The organism is Roseovarius bejariae (genome assembly GCF_009669325.1).
Lineage (GTDB): Bacteria > Pseudomonadota > Alphaproteobacteria > Rhodobacterales > Rhodobacteraceae > Roseovarius > Roseovarius bejariae.
This window is the reverse complement of sequence record NZ_SZWE01000001.1, coordinates 576,706-602,289: the sequence shown is the minus strand read 5'-3', so window position 1 is coordinate 602,289 and position 25,584 is coordinate 576,706. Positions and strand designations below refer to the sequence as shown.

Annotated in this window: 23 protein-coding genes; 7 read left to right on the top strand and 16 right to left on the bottom strand. The window is 64.3% G+C overall.

Annotated features, from left to right (window positions below):
* Nucleotides 1-37 precede the first annotated feature (37 nt).
* The 3 genes from FDP25_RS02915 to FDP25_RS02905 all read right to left on the bottom strand — a co-directional run bounded on the left by FDP25_RS02915 (nt 38) and on the right by FDP25_RS02905 (nt 2,648).
* Nucleotides 38-379, bottom strand: a complete 342-nt coding sequence (locus tag FDP25_RS02915) for a DUF427 domain-containing protein (RefSeq protein WP_154148759.1) — start codon at nt 377-379, stop codon at nt 38-40.
* Nucleotides 380-447: 68 nt separating this feature from the next.
* Nucleotides 448-2,250 carry an aminopeptidase P family protein gene (locus tag FDP25_RS02910; RefSeq protein ID WP_154148757.1) on the bottom strand — a complete coding sequence of 601 codons (1,803 nt, stop codon included), beginning with the start codon at nt 2,248-2,250 and terminating at the stop codon, nt 448-450.
* Between the two features lie 56 nt (nt 2,251-2,306).
* Nucleotides 2,307-2,648: a hypothetical protein gene (locus tag FDP25_RS02905; protein ID WP_154148755.1), complete on the bottom strand. Its 342-nt coding sequence runs from the start codon at nt 2,646-2,648 to the stop codon at nt 2,307-2,309.
* A gap of 219 nt (nt 2,649-2,867) precedes the next feature.
* On the opposite strand from FDP25_RS02905, the gene FDP25_RS02900 reads away from it, so the two are divergent.
* On the top strand, nt 2,868-4,859 hold the full coding sequence (locus FDP25_RS02900) for a DEAD/DEAH box helicase (protein ID WP_154148753.1): 1,992 nt from the start codon (nt 2,868-2,870) through the stop codon (nt 4,857-4,859).
* Nucleotides 4,860-4,888: 29 nt separating this feature from the next.
* Here the strand turns inward: FDP25_RS02900 and cobT are convergent, their stop codons facing one another.
* Both cobT and cobS read right to left on the bottom strand, forming a co-directional pair.
* Complete coding sequence (gene cobT, locus FDP25_RS02895; RefSeq protein ID WP_154148750.1) at nt 4,889-6,766, bottom strand: cobaltochelatase subunit CobT; 1,878 nt, start codon at nt 6,764-6,766, stop codon at nt 4,889-4,891.
* A gap of 172 nt (nt 6,767-6,938) precedes the next feature.
* Complete coding sequence (gene cobS / locus FDP25_RS02890) at nt 6,939-7,925, bottom strand: cobaltochelatase subunit CobS (RefSeq protein WP_154148748.1); 987 nt, start codon at nt 7,923-7,925, stop codon at nt 6,939-6,941.
* 147 nt (nt 7,926-8,072) lie between these two features.
* Here cobS and FDP25_RS02885 point away from each other — a divergent pair, with 147 nt between their 5' ends.
* From FDP25_RS02885 to msrB, 4 genes are all read left to right on the top strand, one after another.
* On the top strand, nt 8,073-8,615 hold the full coding sequence (locus FDP25_RS02885) for a sigma-70 family RNA polymerase sigma factor (RefSeq protein WP_154148746.1): 543 nt from the start codon (nt 8,073-8,075) through the stop codon (nt 8,613-8,615).
* Nucleotides 8,612-9,310: an anti-sigma factor gene (locus tag FDP25_RS02880; RefSeq protein WP_154148744.1), complete on the top strand. Its 699-nt coding sequence runs from the start codon at nt 8,612-8,614 to the stop codon at nt 9,308-9,310. Before FDP25_RS02885 ends, FDP25_RS02880 begins: the two co-directional genes overlap by 4 nt.
* Before the next feature lie 88 nt (nt 9,311-9,398).
* Nucleotides 9,399-9,956 (top strand): fasciclin domain-containing protein, encoded by a 558-nt coding sequence (locus tag FDP25_RS02875; protein WP_154148742.1) that lies wholly within the window; start codon nt 9,399-9,401, stop codon nt 9,954-9,956.
* Between the two features lie 83 nt (nt 9,957-10,039).
* On the top strand, nt 10,040-10,513 hold the full coding sequence (gene msrB / locus FDP25_RS02870) for a peptide-methionine (R)-S-oxide reductase MsrB (RefSeq protein ID WP_154148740.1): 474 nt from the start codon (nt 10,040-10,042) through the stop codon (nt 10,511-10,513).
* Nucleotides 10,514-10,608: 95 nt separating this feature from the next.
* Here msrB and FDP25_RS02865 read toward each other — a convergent pair whose 3' ends face one another.
* The 6 genes from FDP25_RS02865 to FDP25_RS02840 form a co-directional block, all read right to left on the bottom strand.
* Nucleotides 10,609-11,232, bottom strand: a complete 624-nt coding sequence (locus tag FDP25_RS02865) for a J domain-containing protein (RefSeq protein ID WP_154148738.1) — start codon at nt 11,230-11,232, stop codon at nt 10,609-10,611.
* A 108-nt stretch (nt 11,233-11,340) separates the two neighbouring features.
* Nucleotides 11,341-11,706: a DUF4177 domain-containing protein gene (locus FDP25_RS02860; protein WP_154148736.1), complete on the bottom strand. Its 366-nt coding sequence runs from the start codon at nt 11,704-11,706 to the stop codon at nt 11,341-11,343.
* A gap of 155 nt (nt 11,707-11,861) precedes the next feature.
* Nucleotides 11,862-12,905, bottom strand: coding sequence for a YeeE/YedE family protein (locus FDP25_RS02855; protein WP_154148734.1), 1,044 nt, complete (start codon nt 12,903-12,905; stop codon nt 11,862-11,864).
* A gap of 270 nt (nt 12,906-13,175) precedes the next feature.
* Nucleotides 13,176-14,000 (bottom strand): ABC transporter permease, encoded by an 825-nt coding sequence (locus FDP25_RS02850; RefSeq protein WP_154148732.1) that lies wholly within the window; start codon nt 13,998-14,000, stop codon nt 13,176-13,178.
* Nucleotides 13,997-15,013 carry an ABC transporter permease gene (locus FDP25_RS02845; RefSeq protein WP_154148730.1) on the bottom strand — a complete coding sequence of 339 codons (1,017 nt, stop codon included), beginning with the start codon at nt 15,011-15,013 and terminating at the stop codon, nt 13,997-13,999. The genes FDP25_RS02850 and FDP25_RS02845 overlap by 4 nt, the downstream gene beginning before the upstream one ends.
* Entirely contained in the window at nt 14,995-16,743 is a 1,749-nt protein-coding gene (locus FDP25_RS02840; RefSeq protein ID WP_246175747.1) for a peptide ABC transporter substrate-binding protein, read from the bottom strand. The genes FDP25_RS02845 and FDP25_RS02840 overlap by 19 nt, the downstream gene beginning before the upstream one ends.
* 256 nt (nt 16,744-16,999) lie before the next feature.
* Between FDP25_RS02840 and FDP25_RS02835 the strand changes: the two genes are divergently transcribed.
* Nucleotides 17,000-18,166 carry a M20 aminoacylase family protein gene (locus FDP25_RS02835; protein ID WP_154148728.1) on the top strand — a complete coding sequence of 389 codons (1,167 nt, stop codon included), beginning with the start codon at nt 17,000-17,002 and terminating at the stop codon, nt 18,164-18,166.
* 69 nt (nt 18,167-18,235) lie between these two features.
* Here the strand turns inward: FDP25_RS02835 and FDP25_RS02830 are convergent, their stop codons facing one another.
* From FDP25_RS02830 to moaA, 3 genes are read right to left on the bottom strand one after another with little or no spacing between them, the layout of a single operon-like run.
* A complete protein-coding gene (locus tag FDP25_RS02830; RefSeq protein ID WP_343031944.1) occupies nt 18,236-19,276 on the bottom strand; it encodes a glycosyltransferase family 4 protein in 1,041 nt (346 codons plus the stop codon).
* Between the two features lie 31 nt (nt 19,277-19,307).
* Nucleotides 19,308-20,594, bottom strand: a complete 1,287-nt coding sequence (locus FDP25_RS02825; RefSeq protein ID WP_154148726.1) for a 3-deoxy-D-manno-octulosonic acid transferase — start codon at nt 20,592-20,594, stop codon at nt 19,308-19,310.
* On the bottom strand, nt 20,594-21,601 hold the full coding sequence (moaA, locus tag FDP25_RS02820) for a GTP 3',8-cyclase MoaA (protein WP_154148724.1): 1,008 nt from the start codon (nt 21,599-21,601) through the stop codon (nt 20,594-20,596). Before moaA ends, FDP25_RS02825 begins: the two co-directional genes overlap by 1 nt.
* A gap of 87 nt (nt 21,602-21,688) precedes the next feature.
* Between moaA and FDP25_RS02815 the strand changes: the two genes are divergently transcribed.
* Nucleotides 21,689-22,207, top strand: coding sequence for a hypothetical protein (locus FDP25_RS02815; RefSeq protein ID WP_154148722.1), 519 nt, complete (start codon nt 21,689-21,691; stop codon nt 22,205-22,207).
* A gap of 84 nt (nt 22,208-22,291) precedes the next feature.
* Here the strand turns inward: FDP25_RS02815 and glmS are convergent, their stop codons facing one another.
* The gene (gene glmS / locus FDP25_RS02810) at nt 22,292-24,115 is read right to left on the bottom strand and encodes a glutamine--fructose-6-phosphate transaminase (isomerizing) (protein WP_154148720.1); all 1,824 of its coding nucleotides are present in this window, start codon (nt 24,113-24,115) and stop codon (nt 22,292-22,294) included.
* Nucleotides 24,115-25,470: a bifunctional UDP-N-acetylglucosamine diphosphorylase/glucosamine-1-phosphate N-acetyltransferase GlmU gene (gene glmU / locus FDP25_RS02805; RefSeq protein ID WP_154148718.1), complete on the bottom strand. Its 1,356-nt coding sequence runs from the start codon at nt 25,468-25,470 to the stop codon at nt 24,115-24,117. Before glmU ends, glmS begins: the two co-directional genes overlap by 1 nt.
* Nucleotides 25,471-25,584: the final 114 nt, after the last annotated feature.

Here is a 25,584-nt window from a genome sequence, read left to right as displayed (position 1 = left end):
GTGGTCTGACCGCCGCTGTTCATGCCATCCGGTTCGGTTATACGCGCTCTACTGCCAGTGTTTCACCGGGATAAAAGGCAAGGTGGTTCTTGATGCGGTCGACGCTTGCTTTGGGGTCATCATAACTCCAGGCGGCGTTTTTCAGAGTCTGGCTTTTGGTGACGATGGAGTAATAGCGCGCCTCGCCCTTGTGGGGGCAGGTGGTGCGGTGGTCGCTTTCGTCGAGGAAGGCCATGGCGATATCCTCTTGCGGGAAGTAGATGACATTGGGGTAGCCATCCTCGGACAATTCCAGCGCGTTCTTGGATTCGGCCAGAACGGCACCGCCTGCGCGGACAACCCATGTGCCTTCTGCTTTCCGGATTTTGATATCGGTCATGCTGTTTCCTTCTACGTCATTTCGGGTGGTCATGCCTTGCTGTGCCGGGGAATTGTTACACCCGTGTGTCACAGTGGCTTGGTCGCTTGGTCCAACCATAGACGAGCCGGGCCGGTGATCCGAGGACTGATTTTGTCGCGGCAGAGGGCGTGGTAGGCGTTGAGCCAGTCGCGTTCGCCTTGGCTTAGCATCTCGGGGAGGATCAGGCGGCGGTCGATGGGGACGTAGTTGAGCGTTTCGAAGCAAAGCTTGCCATGGGCGTCGCCGGTGGGCAGGGCTTCGGCCTCTTGCACCACGACAATGTTTTCGATGCGGATTCCGAAGGCACCTTCGCGGTAATATCCCGGCTCGTTCGAGACGATCATGCCCTCTTGCAGGGGAACGGTACTGGTTTTCGACAGGCGCTGCGGGCCTTCGTGGACGCATAGATGCACGCCGATACCGTGGCCTGTACCGTGGCCATAGTCCTGATCGGCCAGCCACAGGGGGTAGCGCGCGATGGCGTCAAGGTCGCGGCCCGCAAGGCCGCGGGGCCAGCGGGCGCGGCTCATGGCGATCATGCCTTGCAGCACGCGAGTGAAGGCGGTGCGCTCATCCTGGCCCACCTCGCCCACGGGCAGGGTGCGGGTGATGTCGGTGGTGCCGTCGAGGTATTGCCCGCCGCTGTCGAGCACCAGCAGGTCACCAGCTTGCAGGGTGCGGTTGCTTTGGCGGTTGACGCGGTAATGGGCCAGCGCGCCGTTGGGGCCGGAGCCTGCGATGGTGTCGAAACTGATGTCCAAGAGCTTGCCGGTGGCTTGGCGACATTCTTCAAGCTTTGTGGCGACGTCGATTTCGGTAATGCTTCCCGGCGCTTGCTCGTCGAACCACGTGAGGAATTCGCACATGGCGGCGGCGTCGCGCAGGTGGGCCTCGCGCGTGGCGGCGATCTCGGCCTTGGTTTTGCAGGCCTTGGGCAGCACGCAGGGATCATCTCCCTTGGCGTGGGTGACGTTCGCCTCGTCCAGTTGGTGCAGCACCCAAAGCGGGGCGCTTGCGTGATCGACGCGCACGGTGCCGGTGAGGCTGCGCAGGCCCGGACCGAAGGCATGGGGCGGGCGGATGGTCACCTCGTCGCCCAGATGCGTGCGGATCTCGTCCGAGAGTTTTTCGGCGTCGACGAAGAGCGTCAGGTGCGCATCGTCATGCAGCACGGCGAAGGCATGGGGGATCGGGTTGCGGGGGATGTCGCTTCCCCGGATGTTCAGAAGCCACGCGATGGAGTCGGGCAGGGTGATCACGGCGGCGGCGTGGCCCGCGTTGCGCAGGGCGGCGGCGAGGCGGCGGCGCTTGTCATGGTGCGATTCACCGGCCAGGTCCTCGGGGTAGATGCGGATGGCGCCCATGGGAACGCCGGGTTGGTCGGGCCAGATGGCATCAATCAGGTTCTCGGTGGGGCGCAGGGTGATGGCGCTTTCCTTGAGGCCCTCTTGGATGGCCGAGATCTGATCGGGGGTATAGAGCCACGGGTCGAAGCCCACGGTGCCACCCTTGGGCAGGTGTTCTTGCAGCCATGCGGCGGGGGAGGTCTCGGGCCAGTCGACGGGGGTGAAATGATCGGTCGCGACCTGTGATTTCACCTGCACCCGGTAGCGGCCATCGACGAAAACCCCGGCCACATGCGGAAGCACGATGCAGAACCCCGCCGAGCCGGTAAAGCCGGTGAGCCACGCCAGACGGTCATCGCGCGGGGCGACGTATTCGCCCTGGTGGGCATCCGCGCGGGGCACCATGAAACCGGTGACGCCATGGGCCCCCATGACGTCGCGCAGGGCGGCAAGGCGCGGCGGGCCCTGTTCGGGGCTGGCGGATTCGTCGAAGGACTGGAACATCGCGGCTCTCCTGCACTTTGCGGGTCAGACAGTGCTAATGGGTGGGGGGCGGAAGATCAATCGCCCTGCCATGGGGCGGGAACGGGGTGGCCATCGACGCGCACCTCGCCGGCTTCGTTGTCCAGAACCACCGGGGTGTCGAAGATCGTGAGCCTGGGCCGCACGCCAAAGCGGCCCTCCATCCAGTCGGCCCAACCGTCGTTGAACCAGTCTTCGGCGTTTTCGCGCGTGTCGAATTCGTAAACACCGCCGCCGCCCGCCTCGGAATTGAGGTAATACTTGCGGCGCAAGCCTTTGACCTTGTGAAATATTTTGGTGGACTCCAGAGATTGGTCAATCACGTCCTGATGCGGGCGCTTGGGGCCATCAAGCGGGATTTGGACAAGGGCGATGATCATGGACGTTCCTTTCGGTCATTGGGATAGTCGCAGCTTAGACCCGGATTGCCATTAGGCTCAATGTGGCGGGGCGATCCGGGGATGGACGAAATGACGCCATTGTCGGAAAAGGCCTTTATGTGACTATACAAGGCCACCTCAAGCCGATATGCGCAACGCTTCCGCGTGGCTTCAGGTGTCATGCGGTCCATGCTGTCCTCAATAAAAAGACCCAGACCATTGAAAAACACCATTGCAGAGGCGCTGGCCGGTAAAGGCTATGATGTCTTGACGCCTGTTCAGCAGGCCGTGACCCAACCCGACCTGGATGGACGGGACCTTTTGGTTTCGGCGCAAACCGGATCGGGCAAGACCATTGCCTTTGGCTTGGCGATTGCGCCGACGGTCTTGGGCGAGGGGGAGACATTTGGCCCGGCAGCGGCCCCCTTGGGCTTGGTCATTGCGCCGACGCGCGAATTGGCGATGCAGGTCAAGCGCGAGCTTGGCTGGCTTTATGGCAAGGCGGGGGCGGTTCTGGCCTCCTGCGTTGGGGGGATGAATATCCGCGATGAGCGCCAGGCGCTGGCGCGCGGGGCGCATATCGTGGTGGCCACGCCGGGGCGGTTGCGGGATCACATCATGCGTGGGTCCATCGACCTGACCGAGGTGCGGGCGGTGGTTCTGGATGAGGCCGACGAGATGTTGGACCTCGGGTTTCGCGAGGATCTGGAGTTTATCCTGGATGAGACCCCGCCCACGCGTCAAACGCTGTTGTTTTCCGCCACGGTGCCGAATGCCATCGCCAAGCTGGCCCAAAGCTACCAGCGTGAGGCCGAGCGGATTTCGACCGTGGGCGAGCAGACGCAACATGCCGATATTGAATATCGCGCCCTGACCGTGGCGCCGCATGACAGTGAGAAGGCCGTTATCAATGTCTTGCGGTACTACGAGGCGCCCAATGCCATCGTGTTCTGCAATACCCGGGCCATGGTGGCGCGGTTGACAACGCGGCTTTCGAACCGGGGGTTTTCGGTTGTGGCCTTGTCGGGGGAGTTGACGCAAGGCGAACGCTCCAATGCGCTACAGGCTATGCGGGACGGGCGCGCGCGGGTTTGCGTGGCCACCGATGTGGCCGCCCGTGGCATCGACCTGCCCAAGCTGGAACTGGTGGTCCATGCCGAATTGCCAAGCAGCCACGAGACGCTTTTGCACCGTTCGGGCCGGACCGGCCGGGCAGGGCGAAAAGGGGTGAGCGCCTTGGTGGTCGTACCGTCGGCGCGCAAGAAGGCCGAGCGGATCTTGAAATTTGCCAAGCTGACGGCGGAGTGGGGGCTTGCGCCCTCGGCAGAAGACATCGAGGCACGTGATCAGCAGCGTATGTTGAACAGCGACGATTGGCAGGCCGAGATCACCCAAGGTGAGCGCGCTGCGGTCGATCAACTGGTTGAAAACTTCACGCCCGAGCAAATCGCGGCGGCCTATCTGCGGCAGTACAAGCTGCGCCATTCCGCCCCGGAAGAGTTGGGCGCCGTCGCTGCCGGTAAAGCCGAGCAGAAAAAGCCCCGCGCGGATTTTGGCCCCAGCGTCTGGTTCTCGCTGTCGGAGGGGCGCAATCAGGCGGCCTCACCGCGTCACCTGTTGCCGATGATCTGCAAGGCGGGCGGGCTGTCAAAGGATGACATCGGCGCCATCCGTATCGCCGATGATCTGTCCTATATCGAAATTCGCGAGGCGAGTGTTCCGGGATTCTTGGCGGCGATCGGCGAGGGCATGGTGATCGAAGGCAAGAAGCAGCTTCGACGCCTCGACAAAGCGCCCGATCTGCCTAGCCACCGGCCCGGTAAATCCGGGCCAGCGCCCAAGGCCAGACCCGCGCCCGCCAAATATGAGCGAAAGCCCAAGGACGGTGATACGCCGGAGCCACGCCGAAAGCCACGGCATGGCAAGTCAAATGACGCTGCCCCCAAGCGGGAGCGCAAGACAGAGGAGCGCGACCCGGCGGTCCATGCGGAGTTTGGCAAAAAGCGGCATGGGGCAAAGGGCGCTGAGCGCAGACAGGGCGATGGTGCGAAACCGGGGCAGAGGAAGCCCTCGGGCAAGCCTGCGGGGCAAGAGGGCAAGCGCAAAGGGCCGCCGCCCCCCAAGGGCAAGCCCAACAGCAAGAAAAACCGGGCGCGCGCGGCGGCCAAGAAGATCGACAAGGCTGGCAACGCAAAACCAAGGCGGTCGTAACGCGGTGAGCGATGGCGCAAACCGGCGGGTTAGCTCACCTTCCTGATCCCCATCACGCGCGCCCGCGCCCTTGGATCGCTGTCAAACAGTGCCGCCAGTTGCTCGGTCATGGCGCCGGCTAATTGATCGACATCGGTGATCGTCACCGCGCGGTCGTAATAGCGGGTGACGTCATGGCCGATGCCGATGGCCAGAAGCTCCACCTGTTTGCGGCGCTCGACCATGTCGATCACGTCGCGCAGGTGTTTCTCAAGGTAATTGGCCGGGTTCACCGACAGGGTGCTGTCATCCACCGGGGCGCCGTCCGAGATCACCATCAGGATCTTGCGCGCCTCGTGGCGGTTGACCAGGCGCTTGTGCGCCCATTCCAGCGCCTCGCCGTCGATGTTCTCCTTGAGCAACCCTTCCTTCATCATCAGTCCGAGGTTGTCACGGGTGCGCCGCATCGGCGCATCGGCGGATTTATAGATGATGTGACGCAGGTCATTGAGGCGCCCGGGCAGTTGCGGGCGGCCTTCGTTCAACCATGCCTCGCGGCTTTGCCCGCCTTTCCACGCGCGCGTGGTGAAGCCCAGCACCTCGACCTTGACGTTGCACCGTTCCAGCGTGCGTGCCAGAACATCGGCACAGATCGCGGCGATGGAAATGGGCCGCCCGCGCATGGAGCCGGAATTGTCCAGCAGAAGCGTCACCACGGTATCGCGGAACTCGGTATCCTTTTCCACCTTGAAGCTCAGCGGCGTGGTGGGGTTGGCCACGACGCGGGCGAGGCGGCCTGCATCGAGTACACCTTCTTCCTTGTCGAACTCCCACGAGCGGTTCTGCTGTGCCTGAAGGCGGCGTTGCAGCTTGTTCGCCAAGCGGCTGACGGCGCCTTTCAGCGGATCGAGCTGTTGGTCCAGATAGGCGCGCAGGCGTTCCAGTTCGACCGGCTCGGCCAGATCTTCGGCACGGATTTCCTCGTCGAAATCGGTGGAATAAACCTCGTAATCCGGGTCGGCTTCGGAAATGGGCTGCGGCGCGGGGGGCTCCATCGGGGCCTCGCCCTCGGGCAGTTCGGTTTCCTCGCCCATCTCCTCGTCGGCCATCTCGTCCATCTGGACTTGGGCCTGACTGGCGTCCTGCTGTTCCTCCTGGCTGCGTTCGGCCTCGGCGTCACTCTCTGAGTCGTCGCTGTCGTCCTCGCCGCTGCTGTCGGGCTGTTCCTCGTCCTCCTGGCTTTCCTCGGCCTCGTCCTCGGCGTCATCCTCGGGCGCGTCCGGGTCATCGCCCAGTTGATCGCCATACCCCAGATCCTCGATCATCTTGCGGGCAAAGCGGGCAAAGGCGGCCTGATCGGCAAGCGTGTCTTCCAGGCCTTCCAGCGTGCCACCGGCCTCGGCCTCGATATAATCGCGCCACAACTCCATCACGTTCTGTGCGCCTTGGGGAAGTTCCCGCCCCGTCGCCAGATGCCGCACCAGATACCCGGCGGCGGTCGCCAAGGGCGCATCGGCCCGGTCACTGATCTGGTCATAGCCCATGCGCTGTGCCTCGGCGCCGATCTTGGCGTCGATATTACCCGCCGTGCCGGGCATCTCGCGCGCGCCGATGGCCTCGCAACGGGCAGTTTCCATCGCCTCGTACAAATCACGCGCCATTTCGCCCGCAGGCGCATACCGCGCATGCAACCCGCCATCGTGATACTTGTGCTTGAGGGCCAGCGCATCGGCGGTGCCGCGCGCCTGCAAGACTTCCTCGCGGGTCATCCGGCGGCTGACCTGCGGCAGGCGCATGGACTCGCCCGACAGGCCCGCCGGATCGACCGAGTAACTCACCGACAGATCGGGGTCATCGGCCATGACCTTGGTGGCCTCGGCCAGCGCCTTCTTGAAGGGATCTGCGGGATTGTCGCTGTTCTGAACCATCGCCAGCCTCCTGTTTCAGACCCTCAAGCGGGCCTCTCCCTTCTTCTTTTTCCAAATATCCTGGGGTATGTTGAAAATCTCATTTTCAACGAAGGGGCAAAGCCCCTCATGGCGCGCGCAAGCGCGCTCCCCCAGTCTGCGCCGATGGCGCAGGCCGCAAGGTCACCCGCCGTCACCCCAAGCTCATGCTGGCAGCACTTTCCGGCAGTTCCTCGTCAAAGCAGCGCTGATAGAACTCGGCCACGGTCTGGCGTTCAAGTTCGTCGCATTTGTTGAGGAACGACAGCCGGAAGGCATAGCCCACGTCGCGGAAGATGGTGGCGTTCTGCGCCCATGCGATCACCGTCCGGGGGCTCATCACCGTCGACAACTCGCCGTTCATGAAGGCGGTGCGCGAAAGGTCGGCCACGGTGACCATCTGGCTGACGATCTTGCGGCCTTCGGCGGTGTTGTAGACCGGGTTCTTGGCCAGCACGATATTGGTTTCGGCATCGTGGCTGAGGTAGTTCAGCGTGGCGACAAGGCTCCAGCGGTCCATCTGGCCCTGGTTGATCTGCTGGGTGCCGTGGTAAAGGCCCGTGGTGTCGCCCAGGCCCACGGTATTGGCCGTGGCGAAAAGGCGGAAATAGGGGTTCGGCGTGATCACCTCGTTCTGGTCCAGCAGCGTCAGCTTGCCGTCGGCTTCCAGCACCCGCTGGATCACGAACATCACGTCGGCGCGGCCCGCGTCGTATTCGTCAAAGACGATGGCCGTGGGGTTGCGCAGCGCCCAGGGCAGGATGCCTTCGTGGAATTCCGTCACCTGCACGCCGTCGCGCAGTTTGATGGCGTCCTTGCCAATGAGGTCGATCCGGCTGATGTGGCTATCAAGGTTGACGCGCACGCAGGGCCAGTTGAGGCGGCTGGCCACCTGTTCGATATGAGTCGATTTACCGGTGCCGTGATAGCCTTGAATCATCACGCGGCGATTGTGCGAAAAGCCTGCAAGGATGGCCAGCGTGGTATCGGGATCGAATTTATAGGTGCTGTCGAGCTCGGGGACACGGTCGGTACGGTCGGCAAACCCTTTGACCACCATGTCTGAATCAATGCCGAACACGTCGCGGACCGAGATCTCTTCGGTCGGTTTCGCATTCATGTCGATGCTGCCGTCGGCCATGGGCGCAATCCTTCGCTTCACGGGTCATTCTTCAATTCGCCTACGTCGTGCAACATATCGCGCGGAAGGGCAAGGGAAAGGGGAAGTTTTGCATTGGCCTCGCGGCAAACCACGTTAGGTTGGCACGGCAGGGGGATGTTGAACCACATGGCAACGCGCGACGAAATCGAGGCATGGTTGGCCGCATGTAGCACCGGCGACAGGCGGGCTTTCGGCGCCCTATATTCTGCGACATCTGCGAAACTTTTCGGCATCTGCCTGCGTGTCTTGGATAATCGGTCCGAGGCGGAAGAGGTTCTTCACGACGTCTATGTCAAGATTTGGCATAATGCCGGAAAGTATCGCGTCAATGGGCTCAGCCCCATGACATGGCTGATTACCGTCGCGCGGAATACGGCGGTGGACCGCCTGCGCAAAAGGCGATCCACCACCGCCAGCATGGACCAGGCCGAAGAACGGCCCGATCCTGCACCGGGACCCGAAGCGCAGGCGATAGCGGCCTCCGAGGCGGACCGTCTGAACGCCTGCTTCGACGAATTGGACGAGGGGCACGCGCAAGCGGTACGCGGGGCTTATCTTGACGGCGAGACCTACGCCGATCTTGCGGCGCGCTTCGAGGTGCCGCTGAATACGATGCGAACATGGCTGCGGCGCAGCCTGTTGAAACTGAAGGAGTGCCTCTCGCGATGAGCGACGAGTTGCCAGACCGCGACGCCGACAAGGCTTTGGCCGGGGAGTATGCCCTGGGACTTCTGCCTGCCGATGAGGCAGCGGCCTTCGAGTCGCGTCTGGTGAACGAGCCGGAGTTGCGGGCATTTTACGCGGAATGGTGCGAGGATCTGGCCGGGTTGACCGACCGGATCGAACCCGTGGCCCCGCCGCCATGGCTTCACGCGAGGATCGAATCCGAGCTATTCGGATCGACCGGCCACAAGACAAGTTTCATGCGATGGGTCGCCGGGTTCCTTGGTGGATTGGCGGCGGCCGCATTGGCGCTTGGCCTGATCTTTGGTGCGGATTTGGTGCCCTCTGGCCCGCAAGCCCCGACCGATCCGGTTTATGTGGCGGAGGTGTCTGCCGAGGATGGTAGCCTTGTGGTGGCCGCATCCTACGATGCCGACGCTGGCGAACTTTTCGTGGATCGCCGCGAGGGCGACGCCCGTGAGGGCCGCGCGCTTGAGCTGTGGTTGATCGCTGGCGAGAATGCGCCCGTGTCCTTGGGTGTGTTGCCGGGCGAGGCGCAGGCCGCACTTGCCGTTCCCGAGGGGTTACGCCCGCAGCTTGATGGCGGGGTTCTGGCGATTTCCGACGAACCGCCGGGCGGCTCGCCCACCGGCGCGCCCACCGGCGATGTGTTGGCCGTCGGAGAAATCACGAACACGTGATCTCCTGAATTGAAACTCTGTCGGGCGGGCCTGCGTGCCTTCGTCAGCTTCGGGCAATTCAGCCCGGACAGACAGAGGAGATTGAAAGATGTTCAAGACAGGATTTTTCACCGCGACTGCCGTTGCCTTGGGTCTTGCCGCCGGACCGGCCAGCGCCGAGAACCCCATGGTGGGTGGCGCGCCGATGTATGCGGACAAGACCATCGTGGAAAACGCCGTGAACTCGGCGGACCATGAAACCCTGGTGGCGGCCGTCAAGGCGGCGGGCCTTGTCGAGGTTCTGAATTCGGAAGGGCCGTTCACCGTCTTTGCACCCACCGATGATGCCTTTGGTATGCTGAAGGATGGCACCGTCGAGGCCCTGCTGGAACCGGCCGCAAAGGCGCAACTGGCCAACATCCTGAAGTGCCACGTCGTGGGCACCGAGGCGATGTCGATGGCGATCAAGGGCATGGTGGACGATGACGGTGGGGTACATCCCGTCCCGACGCTTGGCTCCTGCACCTTGCAGGCGACCTATAGCGGCGACAAGATCATGCTGGAAGACGAACGTGGCCGCACGATCAACGTGACGATCGCCGATGTCGATCAGTCGAACGGCGTGATCCACGTGGTGGATCGCGTGATCCTGCCGCCGCAGTCGTAACGCTCACCGTATTGTGTGGAGCCGTGCATTGTGTTGCGGCTCCGCACAGCACAGGTTTCTTGTAACAGATAAGGAGGTCTGCCATGAACCGTCGTCATTTTTTCGCCTTTGCTCTCGGAGCCGGAGGGGCGCTGACATTGGCCGGGCGTGGCGTGGCGGCCAGTGGCGATTTCGAGGTCACGCGCAGCAAGGCCGAGTGGAAGGCCATGCTATCCGATGCGCAATACCGCGTGATGCGTGAAGAGGGGACGGAACCCGCGTTCTCATCGCCCTTGGACAAGCAGTATTCGGAGGGTCTGTATCATTGCCGAGGATGTGATCTGGCGGTCTATTCCAGTGAACACAAATACGACAGCGGGACCGGCTGGCCGAGCTTCTGGCAATCCTTGCCGGATGCGATCGGGACGAAGCGGGATTTCAAGCTGATTTATCCGCGCACCGAATGTCATTGCCGCCGCTGCGGGAGCCACTTTGGCCATATCTTCGAAGATGGCCCGCAACCCACCGGCAAGCGGCATTGCCTGAATGGTGTCAGCCTTGTGTTCAAGCCGGCCTGATGGGTGCAACGGCGAAGGCCAATTCAGCAGCTTGAACACGAAACCGCCCCGGCGCAGATGCGCACGGGGCGGTTTTTTGTAGCACGATCAGCGGGTTACTTGAAGTGCCGGCTGTCCTTGATCTGGTCCCAGGCCCAGACGACCTGTTGCAGTTGCTCTTCCTGGCTGCGGTCGCCGCCGTTGATGTCGGGGTGCAGAACCTTGATGAGTTTTTTATAGGCCTTGCGGATTTCCACCTTGGTCCAGCTGTCCTCGGCTTCGAGAATTTCGATCGCCTTGCGCTCGGTCGGGGGGAGCTTGCGCCCGCCGCCGCTTTTCTTGCCGGGGTTCTGCGTGGCGTTTTCGCCAAGCACCTGATGCGGGTCCTCGATGCCCAGCCGGGCCCAGGCCCGCGCCTCGGGGTCGGAGAAGGATTTTGTCTGTCTTTCCCAGACCTTATCCTTGGACATCTGCGCGTTCATCTCGGCCTCGGTGGTGCCGTGGAAGAAGTTCCATTTGAGATTGTATTCGCGCACGTGGTCTTTGCAGAACCAGTAGAATTCATCCAACACGTCGGGAGCCTTGGGCGCGCGGTACTTGCCCGCCTCTTTGCAGCCCTCGTGTTCGCAGATGCGGGTGGAGGTTTCGGAGGCTCCGGACATGCCACGGCGGCCGCGGGGGTTTTTCTTCTTCGCGGAAGAGACGGACATGTCGAAACCGAAGGGGTCTGACTTGGACATGGGGCTACCTTTTCGACTCGGAGCGGTGATTTTAGGCTAAAACGCGGTGAATTGAAGGGGCAAAATCGGAAAATTTCAGGAGGGTGGCGGAGTGTCGCTTGTTGCCTGTCAGGGGCGTTCTGGTGGGCTGTTTTCGGCGGCGGATTCGTCGGCGTTTTCTTTGTAAGGCTCTGACAAGTCACCGTTTTCTTCGATCTCACCCTCGGTGTTGGGTGCCGTCTTTTCGCTTTCGTCAAGGTCATCGGCGGCGCGGCGGAAGACGAGAACGCTACGATAGACGGTATGCGAGGAGGTCAGGCCCTGCCGTTCCTCGGAGGGCAGGATGTCGGAGCGCTGGTATTCCCAACCCTCGGCGGCCTGTTCGTTCATGACGTCCTGTAGGGTATGGGCAAATCGCGCCTCGGCCCCTTTCACACCCTGGGCCTTGCGGCCCTTGGTGGGGGCGGGGATCACGCGATATTCGTAGGTTGTCATGAAATGGTCCCTTCTGAAATGCGCGCCGTATCCTAGAGGTTTGGTCGGCTAGCGCAAGGGGGATGACAGCGTACGAGTCGTACGAAAAACCCCCCGGTTTCGTACGAAATTCCGGGGGGGTGTTCCTATTGTCGTACGAGTCGTACGAAAATCGCTTATTCGGCGGGGTGCAGGACCCCGGCGGTGGCCGCGCCCGAACGCAGGGCGCGTTGTGCCAGAAGGCCACCGGCGATGATCGACGCCAGCGCGAGGACCGCGGCCAGCGACAGGGTGGGGATACCGGCAAGGCCGGCCCCGACGGTGCAGCCGCCGGCCAGAACACCACCCAGCCCCATCAGAACGGCGCCGGTCAGGTAGCGGCCCGTCTGGCGGGGGGAGTCGAAGCTTTGCCATTCGAAGCCACCCGACAGGAGGGCGGCCAGCAGGGCCCCGATCACAACACCGCCCAGAAGGCCAGCGCCGAAGTTGGCGGGCACGGCGGTGGAGGCCACGGTGTAGAAAATCGAGTCCGCGGCAGGCGAGGTGAAGGAGAGCGACTGCATCGCGATGGGATCGAAATCATCGTACAGGACAAAGCCGGTGCCGACCCATGCCACGGGCACAAGTGCGCCGATCAGGGCGGCCAGCGCGAGTGTGCCGGGTTTGTTGCCCGAGCGCAGGGCGAACAGCAGGGCCGCCGCGGCGATCAGCGCCGTCCAGATCAGCGGGTTGCCGGGCAGGGCGGCGGAGTCGAGCGGCAGGGTGACGCTGCCCAGCGAAGTGCGCAGGGGCGCCAGCACACCCTTGAGCGCGGCATGGGCAGTGATGGCGAAGACGATCAGCACTAGCGCGGCGCGCAGGTTGCCCGCGCCGGTCAGCACCGTCAGCCGCGAGATGCAGCCACGGGTCAGGACCATGCCGATGCCGAACATCAGGCCACCCGCCACGATGGCCAGAACCGGCAGATCAGCGGCCATGAAGCGGTGATCGGCGAAGGAGATCACGCCCTGCGCCACGGCGTATTGCGTGCCCAGCATGGCGACGGCCAGCGCCGTGAGCCAGACCCCTGCCGCCTGTTTGCGATCTTCACCGACCACGGCGCGGCGCAGGCAGAAGCGGGTGATCTGGGCCAGAACGCCGAAGGCGAGGCCAATGGCCAAGGCGAACCAGACGGCAGCCTGGGGTGCGGTGAGGGTCTCAAACCCGAGGGATTCGAACATGGTTTTTCTCCCGAATGCGGAATTTTGTTCCAGATGGCGGGGGTTCTGATTTGAATCAACCCTTATGAATGCCGCCGATGGCTGCGTAAGGAAAATATTGTTCCGGTATCGGGTTGTGCGTGGAACAGGGTTCCGCCTTGGTGGGGTGCGGGCTGTATCTGATCCGGGGCTTGGGGCCTTCCTGCGACGCGGTTCTTTTTTGCTGTGGTCTTGGCAGATGATGCCCGACGGGTTTGGTTGCCTGTCGCAATGGGGCATCCCCCATCCAGATCACGCCTTGGGGTCGTAGCGGTTGCGCAGGTCTTCGCCCGCCCATGTCACCGTCAGCACGATCAGCGACAGCAGAAGCCCCGGCGCGAGGGCGCGGGTCGGCTCAAGCCCCAGATAGGGCAGCGCCTCGTGCAGGAGCCCCCCGAGGCTGGGGGTGCCGGGCGGGAAGCCGAGGCCCAGAAAGGACAGGGCGGATTCGGCGATCATCGCCTGTGCCATGGCCAGCGTGGCCGAGGTTGCCAGAGGGGCCATGCAACTGGGCAGGATATGCCGGGTCACCACCTGTAACGGCGGGGTCCCCATGGCGCGGGCGGCGCGGGTGAATTCCATGCCTTGCAGGCGCAGCACCTCGGCCCGGATCAGGCGGGCGGTCTGCATCCAGCTTGTCACCGCGATGACCGTGGTCACAAGGACAAAGGCGCCAAGGGTGGCGCCGAACAGGCCGCTGAGGGGCGCACGGAAGAGCATGACCATCAGCAGCATCATCGGCAGCGTGGGCAAGGCGAGGCACAGGTCGGTCAATCGCATCAGCCATGGGTCGAGGCGGCGGGACATCCCCGCCACAAGCCCGATGCCGCAGCCGAGCAGGAGGGTGAGCGCCATGCCCGCAAGCCCGGTGACGGCCGAGATTTGCCCGCCCAACAGGAGCCGCGCCAGCCGGTCCCGGCCCAGCCTGTCGGTTCCCATGGGATGGGCGAGGGATGGGTCGAGCTGTCTTGCGGCAAGGTCGGGCGCGGTGGCCTCGCCCGGCCAGAGTATGGGCGCGGCCAGAAGGGTGAAGGCCATGAGGCCGAGGCCCCCGAGGAGGAGGCGGTGGCGGGTCATGCCGCGATCCTCGGGTCGAGCCAGCGATAGGCGGCATCGGCCAGCAGGTTGGCCAGCACCACCAGCACGGCGATCAGCAGGGTGATGGTTTGCACCACCGGCAGGTCGCCCGCGTGGATCGAGGAGATCAGCAGATGACCGATGCCGTTGATGGCGAAGACCTGCTCGGTGATGATGGCGCCCCCGAAGACCTGTGGCAGGCCAAGTGCCATGAGGGTGATGACCGGGACCATGGCGTGGCGCATGACGTGGCCCGTCAGGAGCGCACGGGGGCCGAGGCCCTTGGCGCGGGCCGTGCGGATGTGGTCGGCGTGGAGGACCTCGATCGCGCTGGCGCGCAGGTGACGGGCGAGTTGCGCGGTGATTTGCAGGCTGAGGACGATGACCGGCAGGAGGAGTTGCCGGGCCTCGATCCAGAGGCTTTGGGCATCGGTGATCCGGTGGCTTGGGTCGTAGCCCGAGGGCAGCCAGCCCAGCGTGATGGAAAACAGCCAGATCAGCAGCAGCGCCGTGACGAAGGGCGGCAGGGCATAGGCCGTCATCGTCAGCGCGCTTGCGGCGTGGTCGCCGGGGCTTCGATGGGTATGGGCCTGCCAGAGGCCCAATGGCAGGGCACAGGCGAGGCCAAGCAGATAGGCCAGCCCCATGAGGCGCAGGGTTTGCGGCAGGCGGTCGGCGATAAGCCCTGTCACCGGGGTATGGCTGTGCCAGCTAATCAGGCGCGGCAGCCCCTCGGCCCATGCGGTGCCGAGGAGGGCATCGCAAAGCGCCAGCGGTTCGATCACCAGGACCTGCCGGAGCCAGAGGGCAAGGCGCGCGGGCCATGGGGCGTCGAGGCCCATGGCCTCACGCATGGCGGCGCGCACCTCGGGCGGAAGGGTCAGCGGCATATGCGCCAGCGGATCGCCGGGGGCGAGCGAGAGCAGGCCGAAGATCGCGAGGGCAATCAGCAGGAGGCTGAGGCCGAGGGCAAGGCCGCGGCGGGCGACGTCGATCAGCGGGCGCGGCGCCATGTGGCGATGTTCCAATAGGGGCTGCCCCACGGGTTGAGCTTGGGGCCGAGCAGGTCCTTGGCGCTGGCGGCCACCCGTCCGCGGTGGACCAGCGGGACAAGTGCGTGGCTGTCGGTGAGGCGTTGGGACATGCGTTGGACCAGTTGCGCGCGGGCCTTTGGAGCGGCGGTTTGGGCCAGTTGTGCCGAGAGCGCATCGAAGGCGGGGTCACAGATGCGGGCAATGTTGGACCCTTGCCAGCTGTTGGCGGGCGAGGGGATGTTTTCACAGCGCCAATTGGCGAGGAAGGGGCCGGGATCGGTGCCATCGAAGGCCGAGGCGAACATTTGCACGTCGGCGTTGAATTTCTGGTAGGTGTCGGGGTTGCCCGGGTCGGAGCCGAAGAAGATGCTGGCGTCGATGGCGCGCAAGCCGGTCTCGACGCCGATTTGCCGCCACCACCCCTGTATCACCACCTGGAAATCCTGCCGGACGGGATTGACCGAGGTCTGGAACGTCAGGCGGAGGGGCCTGCCGTTCTTGTCGCGCAGGCCGTCGCCATCGGTGTCGCTCCACCCCGCCTGGTCCAGCAGGGCGCGGGCGCGGGCGAGGTTCTGGTCGGCGCAGCCGTCGGGCCGCGGCGGGGCAAAGCGTGCGGGGGCGGGGATGAGCGCGCAGGCCACCCGACCTGCCGGGCCATAGCCCAGCTCGACCAGCGCCGCGCGATCGAGGGCGAGGCTGAGTGCTTCGCGGACGCGCGCATCCGAGAGAACAGGATGCGGGTGGCTGGTGGTGGACCGCCCGGACCGGAGGGCCGGGTCGGGATCGGTCAGGTTGAAGACGAGGCGTTCGAGCAACGGGCCGAAGGCGGTGAGAAGCCGACCTCGCCCTGTGGCCTGCATGGTGCGCAGCACCTCGGGTGGCAGTTGCAGGTTGGTGGCGAAATCCGCCTCGCCGGTTTGCAGCACGGCGCGGGCGGCGCCCGCGGCCTCGCCGCCGCCTTGCAGGACCACCCGGTCAAACGCTGGCTGGCGAGGGGTGCGATAGGCGGGATTGGCGGTGAACTCGGCCAGGTTGCCGGGTTGAAACAGGCGCACCACGAAAGGGCCGGTGCCGATGGGGGCGGCGTTTTCCTGTCCGCATTGCTGGGCCTTGGGGCCGAGGCAACCCGCGAACTGCGCCTTTTGCAGAACCGGCGCCCGTGGCCCGACGAAAGCCTGGTAGGGCATGGGGCGGGGGGCGTCGAAATGCAGGGTGGCCGTCAGGGCATCGGGGGTGTCGATGCGGGTGATTCCGGCGAATTTCATGGTCTGTGCGCAGCCCGCGCCGGGGGTCATGCAATAGGCCCATGTGAATTTCACATCTGCCGAGGTCAGCGGCGAGCCGTCGGACCACGTGAGACCGTCGCGCAACCTCCATGTCATCGCCATGCCATCCGGGCTGATGCCGCCGTTTTCGCGGGTGGGTATCCTTGCGGCCAGCCTTGGGATCAAGGCGCCGTCCGGGTCGGTCAGGGCCAGCGGTTCGAGCACGAGGCTGGCGGCTTCGACATCCTTGGCCCCGGCGGAGAGATAGGGATTGAGCGTCGAGGGAGCCTGCCAGTTCCGCAAGCGCAGGGTATCGGCCTGTGCGGTCCGGGGCGCCACAAGGGCCATGAGAACCGCGAAATTCACGAGAGCCACGAGCAGGCCCGCGAGCCCGCTAGACCGTCGGCGCGCCTTGCGCTGGGCGCTATGGCCGAAAATGGGCATGGCTCCTCCTGTTACATGGCATTGGCCGGGTCTGCCGGGCCGGTTCTGCCGTTATTGCTGTCACCGCTCACGCCTCTGCGCGGCAGGTGGCACCCTCCACAATTCGATGATCTAATTGCGCGAAAAGGGCGGGCCCGTGCAACCTTTGGTTTTGTCCCTGTGCTGTTTTTGCACAACCTGCCGACAGATTGCCGTTGAAATCCCGGCCAAAGCCGTCAGGTTGAAAGGTAACTTCCCCAACCCGAGGACCGACGAGATGCCCGTGAAGAACCGCTTTGCCGAACTGCATGACGAGATCACCGCGTGGCGGCGGGATATTCACCGCCACCCCGAAATCCTGTTCGAGACGCACCGCACCAGTGCGCTGGTGGCTGAGAAGCTGCGGGACTTCGGCTGTGACACGGTGGAAACCGGCATCGGGCGCACCGGGGTCGTCGGCGTGATCAAGGGGCGCGAAACGGGATCGGGCAAGGTGATCGGGTTGCGGGCCGACATGGACGCCTTGCCGATTCACGAGGCAACGGGGGTGGATTATGCCAGCGAAACGCCCGGTGCGATGCATGCCTGCGGCCATGACGGCCATACCGCGATGCTGCTGGGCGCGGCGCGATACCTTGCCGAGACCCGCAATTTCGACGGCACCGTCGTGGTGATCTTCCAGCCCGCCGAAGAGGGCGGCGGGGGCGGCCGCGAGATGTGCGAGGACGGGTTGATGGAACGGTTCGGCGTGCAGGAGGTGTACGGGATGCACAATTGGCCCGGTATGCCGGAGGGCAGCTTCGCGATCCGTCCGGGGCCGTTTTTCGCCGCGACCGACCTGTTCAAGATCGAGGTGCGCGGACGAGGCGGCCATGCGGCCAAACCGCATGACACGGTGGACCCGGTGGTGATGACCGCGCAACTGGTCAGCGCCTTGCAAAGCATTGCCAGCCGCAATGCCGACCCGACGGAGCAATTGGTTGTTTCGGTCACCTCGATGGAGACCACCTCGAAGGCCTTCAACGTGATCCCGCAGGGCGTGGACCTGATGGGAACGGTGCGGACCCTGAGCCCGGAGATGCGCGATCTGGCCGAAGAGCGTATGGGGGCGATCTGTGAGCATCTGGGCACGGCCATGGGGGGGAAGATCACCCTTGAGTACCAGCGCAATTACCCGGTGATGGTGAACCATGACGCGCAGACCGACTTTGCCGCAGAGGTGGCCAAATCGGTCAGCGGGCAGTGCGACGAGGCGCCGCTTGTCATGGGCGGGGAGGATTTCGCCTTCATGCTGGAGGCGCGGCCCGGGGCCTATATCCTTGTGGGCAATGGCGACACGGCCATGGTGCATCACCCGGAGTATAACTTTAACGACGATGCGATCCCGGCCGGCTGTAGCTGGTGGGCGGGGATCGCCGAGCAGCGGATGCCCCTGGGCGGGTAAGCTTTGGGGGCGCTGCCCCCATCGCCCTGCGGGCGATTCCCCCGGAGTATTCTCAGGAAAGATGAAGGGTTATGAGGCGCTCCAGAGGGCCTCGTACACTTGTGAGATGCCCTGCGCTTCGGCCTCGATGCTGAAGAGGGATTCGGCGGCGTGGCGGGCGGCTTGGGCCATTTTTTCGTGGGTGCTTTCGGATAGCAGCGTCGTCAGGGCCTCTGCGGTGGCCTTGGCATCATCCTCGGGGGTGATGAACCCGGTGGTGCCGTTTTGCGTGAAATGCCGGTAGTAGCCTGCGTCGGTGGCCACGAAGGGCACGCCGCTGGCCATGCCTTCGAGCGGTGTCATGCCGTAGCCTTCGTAGCGGGGCAGTTGCACGATGGCCGAGAGCGCCCGGGTGAGCCCGGGAAGATCGCCGGGGGGGATTTCGCCGGGAAACAGGATTCGGTCGGTGAGGCCGGCCTTGGCGATTTTCTGTTGCAGATCAGACAGAAAGCCCGCGTCGGATTTGGCGGCGCGGCCGATGACGAGGGCGGTGACATCGGGGGCGGTCGGCAGGTAGGCGAGCATCGCCTCGACGAAACGGTCGGTGCCTTTTTCGGGGCGGATACGCCCGATGGTGGCAATGCCGCGGGTGCCGGGATAGCCGGTGGCGGCCCATGCGGCAGTGCGGTTCGTGGCCGGGGTGAAACGGGTACAATCGACGCCATGGGGGACGACCGCGCGAACATGGGGGACGAAGTCCGCAGCGCGCTCGGTGGTGGCGATCACCGCGTCCATCCGCGAGATGAGCCAGCGCGGGAAGGCCGAATGGCGGCGCTGGGCGGCGGAGGTGAAGACGATCTTCACGGGCAGGCGCAGGATGTCGCGCGCCCAGAGGGCGGTGCGCATTTCCGTGTTGCGGCGCACGTGCCAGATGGTGAAGGGGCGGTTTTGCGGTGGTGTGCGCGAGAGGCGGAGGGCCTCGCGCTTGGTGATCGGATCGGGACAACCGGGCAGGGCGTGGCCCGCGAGGGCGAGGTCGTAGTACTGCATCTGTTGGTGGATTACGCCGGCGGCGGTGGCCGAGACCCCGGTGAAATTGCGGTTGAAATTGGTGACGATCAGCTCGGGCACGGGGTGGGCCTTGGTATTGTGTGCCGATTGCTTAGCCCAGTGACAGCGCCTTGGAAAGGGTTTCGGCCATGTCGTGCAGCGCGTCGGCCTGACCGGCGGCGAAGGCGCGGCTGGCGGCGCGGCGGGTGGCGAGGGTGTCGGGCTTGGTCAGAAGCGTGGTCAGTTCCTTGGCAAGCGCCCTTGCATCGGTCACCTCGGTAGCGGCGTTCTGGGCTGCGAGATCGGCGTAAGTCTCGGAAAAATTGGCATAAAGCGGCCCGTGAAGAATGGCCGAGCCCGCGTGGGCGGGTTCATAGGGGTTGTGGCCGCCCACGGGCGCGAAGGAGCCGCAGAGGCAGGTGACGGGCGAAAGCGCGTACCACAGGCCCATCTCGCCCAGGGTGTCGGCGAGGTAGCATTGGGTGTCGGGCGTCAGGGCCATGCCGGTTGAGCGCCGGGCACTGGTCAGGCCGGCCTCGGCCAGTTGCACTTCGATCTGGTTGGCGCGCTCGGGGTGACGGGGCACGAGGAGGAGAAGTGCCTCGGGGAGGGTCTTGAGGAGGGCTTTGTGAGCTTCGATCATCACTTCGTCTTCGCCCGGATGGGTGGAGGCGGCGAGCCAGAAGGGGCGCGCGCCGATCACCTCGCGCAGGCGGGTGAGTTCGACCTTGTCGAAAGGCAGCGCGCCGGAGAGGGATTTGAGGTTCACGCCCGGGGCGGCGTGGGCAAGGCCGATGTCGTGGAAATGGCGGGCGGTGCGGGCATCCTGACAGTGGATCAGGGTGAAATGATCCAGCAGGTGGCGCGCGGTGGCGGAGAGACGTTTCCAGTTCCGGGCGGACCTGTCGGAGATGCGTGCATTGACGAGGGCCAATGGCAGGCCGCGCGCCTTGGCCCCCCGCAGCATGTTGGGCCAAAGCTCGCTTTCCACGAAAACGGCCGCCTCGGGGCGCCAGTGATCGAGAAACCGCGCCACGGCGCGGCGGGAATCGAGGGGGGCGAACTGGTGCTGTGTGCGCGGGGGCAGGCGTTTGCCGACGATCTGGGCCGAGGTGGCCGTGCCGGAGGTGATGAGAAAGGATAAATCGGGTTGCTGTAGGCCCATTTCCTCGATGAGGCGCAGGACCGAAAGGCTTTCGCCGACGGAGGCCGCGTGGAACCAGACGACCCGTCCTTCGGTGCGGGCCACGGTGGCGCGGCCCATGCGTTCCCTGACGCGGCCTGCCGGGGTGCCTTGTGCCTCGAGCTTGGCGCGCACGCGGCGGTAGGCCAGTGGCGCGATCAGGTTGGCGGCCACGCCGTAGAGGCGGACCGGCAGGGGCGCGGCAGGCCCGGACATCAGCCGCCGGTGTGGCTCATGTGCCGCGTCATGCGGCCATCGACCGACTGGCGGGAGTAATCGAAGTCATGCCCCTTGGGCTTGAGCGCGATGGCGGCGCGAATGGCCTCTTCCAAAGGCGCGTCATTGCCCGGGTTGTTGCGCAGGGGCGCGCGCAGGTCGGCCATGTCTTCCTGACCGAGGCACATGTAAAGCTCCCCGGTGCAGGTGAGGCGGACGCGGTTGCAAGATTCACAGAAATTATGGCTTAGCGGGGTGATGAATCCAATTTTTTGTTGAGTTTCTTCAAGCCGGACATAGCGGGCGGGGCCACCTGTGCGCTCGGGCAGGTCGGTCAGGGTGTAATTTTCGGCCAGCCGTTCGCGCAGGTCCGTGAGTTTCCAGTATTGGTCGAGGCGGTCTTCATTGCCGATGTCGCCCATCGGCATGACCTCGATGAACGTCAGGTCCATGTCGCGGTTCTTGCACCACTCGACGAGGGTGAACAGCTCTTCTTCGTTGAACCCCTTGAGGGCCACGGTGTTGATCTTGACGCGCAGGCCTGCGCGTTGTGCCGCGTCGATCCCCTTGATGACCTGGGGCAGACGGCCCCAGCGGGTGATGTCGGCGAATTTTTTCTCGTCGAGCGTATCGAGCGAGATATTCACCCGGCGCACCCCGGCGGCGTAGAGATCATCGGCGAAACGCTCAAGCTGACTGCCGTTGGTGGTGAGGGTCAGTTCCTTGAGGTCGCCGGAGTCCAAATGCCGGGTCATGGAGTTGAAAAACGTCATGATGCCCTTGCGCACCAAGGGTTCCCCGCCCGTGATGCGAAGTTTCTCAACGCCCATGCGTACGAAGGTCGAACACATGCGGTCCAGTTCTTCGAGCGTCAGCAATTCCTTCTTGGGCAGGAAAGTCATGTTCTCGGACATGCAATAGACGCAGCGAAAATCGCAGCGGTCCGTGACGGAGACGCGCAGGTAGGAGATCGCGCGCTGGAATGGATCAATAAGAGGTGCGGTCATGAGTGAAAAGGTAAGGCTTTGCCCGGGGTGGGGCAAGTACGATCTTGGTCGTTGCAGGGCAGTTGGTACGGGTTTACGACTATTCTTATGAGAACAGGTTTTGCGATTGCCATTCTGGCCATGCCGCTGGCCGGTTGTACGCCGGGTCAGGGACTTTTTGACCGGGCTGGGCCGAAAAGCGATATCGAGGTGCTGACCCCGGCGGAGGGGCAAACCCGGCCAAGGGTGCGACCATCCGGTGTGACTATGGGCCAGCGCCCGCCCGAGGGCGCGCGCACCGCTGAAGAGTTCGATACCACCACCGAAGAAGAGCGTCTCGCGGCGGTTCAGACGGCGCAAAGCGGGGCCGGGGCAAAACTTTTGGGGACAACGATTGCCTCGCTGGGCGCGCCGTCGGAGGCCGGTATCTGGATGAAGACACCGCTTGTCAGCGCGCCCGCCAAGGGGCGTGTGGAGGATCCGGCGAGTGGCGCGCAGGTTGCGGTGGACCTTCTGCCGCTGGATGCGCCGCGCGGGGCGGGTAGCCAGCTTTCTCTGGCGGCGATGCGCCTGTTGGGGGTTGGCCTGACCGAACTGCCAGAGGTGAAGGTTTACCGGCTGAACTGAGGCCGTGTCGGCCCGCGGTGACCATCCCGGTTCTTTGTGTGCAAACCCTGTGAGGCCCCGGGGCATGCCCGGGGCGCGTCGGGGTTATTCCACCGTCACGGATTTTGCGAGGTTGCGCGGCTGGTCCGCGTCTGTGCCCTTTGCGACTGCCGTGTGATAGGCCAGAAGTTGTGCGGGCAGGGCATAGAGGATGGGCGACAGGATGGGGTCGACATCGGGCAGGGTGATCTGTGTCCAGACGCCATCATTGGCCGCTTCGGCGCCCGCGCGGTCGGTGATCAGCATGACCTTGCCGCCGCGGGCCATGACCTCCTGCATGTTGGAAACGGTCTTGTCGAAAAGCGCGTCGCAAGGGGCCATGACCACCACCGGCATCGTTTTGTCGATGAGGGCGATCGGGCCGTGCTTGAGCTCCCCCGATGCATAAGCTTCGGCGTGTATGTAGCTGATTTCCTTGAGTTTCAGGGCACCTTCCAGTGCGAGGGGGTACATCAGGCCCCGGCCCAGGAACAGCGCGTTGTCGGCCTCGGCCAACTGTCGGGCGGCGGTTTTGAAGGCCGGGTCCAGTTCGAGCGCGTGGTTGATGGTCGCGGGCAACCCGCGCAGGTTGGAGAGCGTATCGGCCAACTCCTCGGGGGATCGGGTCCCGCGATCATGGGCGGCCTTGAGGGCCAGCAGCAAGAGCACCGTGAGCTGGCAGGTGAACGCCTTGGTGGAGGCGACGCCGATTTCGGTGCCGGCAAGGATCGGCAGGGCGATGTCGCTCTCGCGGGCGATGGAGCTTTCGGGGACATTGACCACAGAAAGCACCTTGTCGGCGCGCCCCTCGCAATAGCGCATGGCGGCCAGCGTGTCGGCGGTTTCGCCCGATTGGCTGACGAAAAGCGCGCCGGTGCGGGCGGGAATGGGCGGTTCGCGATAGCGGAATTCCGAGGCGATATCGACCTCGACCGGCATTCCGGCCAGTTGCTCGAACCAGTATTTCGCGGTGAGGCAGGCGTAATAGGCGGTGCCGCAGGCGACCATGATCATGCGGTCGAACTGGGTAAAATCGAGATCTGCGCCGGGCAGCACCACGTCGCGGCCATCGTCGGAAAGGTAATGGCGCAGGGCATCGCCGATGACGGAGGGTTGTTCGGCGATCTCCTTGGCCATGAAGTGCTTGTGCCCGCCCTTGTCGACCTGTGTGCTGTCGATGCGGATGGTGCGGACCTCGCGGTTGGCCAGCTCGCCGTTGGCATCGGTGATCGTCAGGCTCGTGCGGCTGAGGACGGCGATGTCGCCTTCTTCGAGATAGGTGATCCGGTTGGTGAAAGGGGCGAGCGCGATGGCGTCGGAGCCGACGTACATCTCCTCCTCGCCGTGGCCGATGGCCAGCGGGCTGCCCTTTCGGGCGGCGATCATCAGGTCGGGTTCGCCATCGAAGAGGAAGGCCAGCGCATAGGCCCCTTCCAGCCGGTCGATTGTGGCCTTCGCCGCGTCGATGGGGGCATAGCCCTGATCGAGATAGCCATGGGTCAGCAGCGCCACGGTTTCGGTGTCGGTGTCAGTGTCGAACCCGATGCCGCGTTCGGCCAGATCGGCGCGCAATTCGCGGTAGTTCTCGATGATCCCGTTATGCACCACGGCCACCGGCCCGGCGCGATGCGGGTGTGTATTGCCCAGCGTCGGCGCGCCGTGGGTGGCCCAGCGGGTGTGGCCGATACCGGCCTTGCCGGCCAGCGGCTCGTGCACCAGCAGGTCGGAGAGATTGACCAGTTTTCCCACCGCGCGGCGGCGTTCGAGATGGCCTTCGTGCAGCGTGGCGATCCCGGCGCTGTCATAGCCGCGATATTCCAGTCGCTTGAGGGCCTCGACGAGGATGGGAGACGCTTCGTGTTTGCCTAGGACGCCTACAATACCGCACATTATTTTACCCCTTTATCTCTTTTTGCTTTATTGGATTTTAAGATTTCGAACAATTTTCGCGCCATCCCGGGTTTCTCGACCTGAGGGCCCCGGGCAATGGCAAGGGCCCCTTCGGCCACGTCTTTTGTAATGACGGAGCCAGAGGCGGTCATGGCCTCGTCGCCCACTTTCACAGGGGCCACCAGCATGGTGCTGGAGCCGATGAAGACGCGCTTGCCCACCTCGGTCTGGTGCTTCATCACGCCGTCGTAATTGCAGGTGATGGTGCCCGCGCCGACATTGGTTTCCTCGCCCAGGTGGGCGTCACCGATATAGCTGAGGTGGTTGACCTTGGCGCCGGTGTCGATGATCGCGTTCTTGGTTTCCACGAAATTGCCGATGCGGGTGTTTTCGGCCAGTTCGGTGCCCGGGCGCAGGCGGGCGTAGGGCCCGACAGTGGCGCCGCGCGCCACGTGGCAGCCCTCAAGATGCGAAAAGGCGCGGATATGCGCGCCGGATTCGATGGTGACGCCGGGGCCGAAGACGACGTTTTGTTCGATCACCGTGTCGCGGCCGACGTGGGTGTCATGGGCGAAATGCACGGTCTCGGGGCAGGTGAGGGTGACGCCGTTGTCCAGCGCCGCGGCGCGGGCGCGGGCCTGAAAGGCGGCTTCGGCGCGGGCCAGATCGGTGCGCGAGTTGACACCCATCGTCTCGGCCTCGTCGCAGGCGATGGCGGTAGCCGAGAGGCCCTGTGACCGGGCGAGGCCCACGATGTCGGTCAGATAATATTCGCCACTGGCATTGTCGTTGCCGACCTTCGAGATCAGGTCGAACAGCAGGGGAGCCGCGGCGCAGATCACCCCGGAATTGCAGAAGGTTATGGCGCGCTCATCCTCGTCGGCATCCTTGAATTCGACAATGGCCTGCAACGCATCGCCGGACATCTTCAGGCGGCCATAGCGGCCGGGATCGGCGGCCTCGAACCCCAGAACCACAACGTCATGGGCCTTGCGGGCCTCGGCCATGCGGGCCAGGGTTTCGGGGCGGATAAAGGGGGTGTCGCCATAGAGCACGATGGCGTCGCCCTCATAGCCGTTCAGAAGCGGCGCGGCCTGGGCCACGGCATGGGCGGTGCCTTTCTGCTCGGACTGGATGGCGATTTGCGCGGTCTCGTCATGAGCTTGGGCGGCTTTGCTGACCGCCTCGGCCCCGTGACCCGCGACCACGACCGTATGGTCAGGGTCGAGCACCGCCCCCGCCTTCATCGCATGAACCAGCAGGGGCGCGCCCGCCACCTGATGCAGGACCTTGGGCAGGTCGGATTTCATGCGGGAGCCTTGCCCGGCGGCAAGGAGGATCAGTGCTGTGCTCATACGGTTTCTCTTTGTATTCCTGTTCCGCCCGTTTTATCGGGTTGCCCATGCTGTGCAAGGTGGCAATGGATCAAACCAGATTTCGGTTTGTGACAGGGATGGGCGGAAAAACGC

Bases quoted from the DNA above. Each gene is read 5' to 3' on its own strand.
- FDP25_RS02915 (WP_154148759.1), bottom strand. From the start codon at position 379: ATGACCGATATCAAAATCCGGAAAGCAGAAGGCACATGGGTTGTCCGC.
- FDP25_RS02910 (WP_154148757.1), bottom strand. From the start codon at position 2,250: ATGTTCCAGTCCTTCGACGAATCCGCCAGCCCCGAACAGGGCCCGCCG.
- FDP25_RS02905 (WP_154148755.1), bottom strand. From the start codon at position 2,648: ATGATCATCGCCCTTGTCCAAATCCCGCTTGATGGCCCCAAGCGCCCG.
- cobT (WP_154148750.1), bottom strand. From the start codon at position 6,766: ATGGTTCAGAACAGCGACAATCCCGCAGATCCCTTCAAGAAGGCGCTG.
- cobS (WP_154148748.1), bottom strand. From the start codon at position 7,925: ATGGCCGACGGCAGCATCGACATGAATGCGAAACCGACCGAAGAGATC.
- FDP25_RS02885 (WP_154148746.1), top strand. From the start codon at position 8,073: ATGGCAACGCGCGACGAAATCGAGGCATGGTTGGCCGCATGTAGCACC.
- FDP25_RS02880 (WP_154148744.1), top strand. From the start codon at position 8,612: ATGAGCGACGAGTTGCCAGACCGCGACGCCGACAAGGCTTTGGCCGGG.
- FDP25_RS02875 (WP_154148742.1), top strand. From the start codon at position 9,399: ATGTTCAAGACAGGATTTTTCACCGCGACTGCCGTTGCCTTGGGTCTT.
- msrB (WP_154148740.1), top strand. From the start codon at position 10,040: ATGAACCGTCGTCATTTTTTCGCCTTTGCTCTCGGAGCCGGAGGGGCG.
- FDP25_RS02865 (WP_154148738.1), bottom strand. From the start codon at position 11,232: ATGTCCAAGTCAGACCCCTTCGGTTTCGACATGTCCGTCTCTTCCGCG.
- FDP25_RS02860 (WP_154148736.1), bottom strand. From the start codon at position 11,706: ATGACAACCTACGAATATCGCGTGATCCCCGCCCCCACCAAGGGCCGC.
- FDP25_RS02855 (WP_154148734.1), bottom strand. From the start codon at position 12,905: ATGTTCGAATCCCTCGGGTTTGAGACCCTCACCGCACCCCAGGCTGCC.
- FDP25_RS02850 (WP_154148732.1), bottom strand. From the start codon at position 14,000: ATGACCCGCCACCGCCTCCTCCTCGGGGGCCTCGGCCTCATGGCCTTC.
- FDP25_RS02845 (WP_154148730.1), bottom strand. From the start codon at position 15,013: ATGGCGCCGCGCCCGCTGATCGACGTCGCCCGCCGCGGCCTTGCCCTC.
- FDP25_RS02840 (WP_246175747.1), bottom strand. From the start codon at position 16,743: ATGCCCATTTTCGGCCATAGCGCCCAGCGCAAGGCGCGCCGACGGTCT.
- FDP25_RS02835 (WP_154148728.1), top strand. From the start codon at position 17,000: ATGCCCGTGAAGAACCGCTTTGCCGAACTGCATGACGAGATCACCGCG.
- FDP25_RS02825 (WP_154148726.1), bottom strand. From the start codon at position 20,594: ATGTCCGGGCCTGCCGCGCCCCTGCCGGTCCGCCTCTACGGCGTGGCC.
- moaA (WP_154148724.1), bottom strand. From the start codon at position 21,601: ATGACCGCACCTCTTATTGATCCATTCCAGCGCGCGATCTCCTACCTG.
- FDP25_RS02815 (WP_154148722.1), top strand. From the start codon at position 21,689: ATGAGAACAGGTTTTGCGATTGCCATTCTGGCCATGCCGCTGGCCGGT.
- glmS (WP_154148720.1), bottom strand. From the start codon at position 24,115: ATGTGCGGTATTGTAGGCGTCCTAGGCAAACACGAAGCGTCTCCCATC.
- glmU (WP_154148718.1), bottom strand. From the start codon at position 25,470: ATGAGCACAGCACTGATCCTCCTTGCCGCCGGGCAAGGCTCCCGCATG.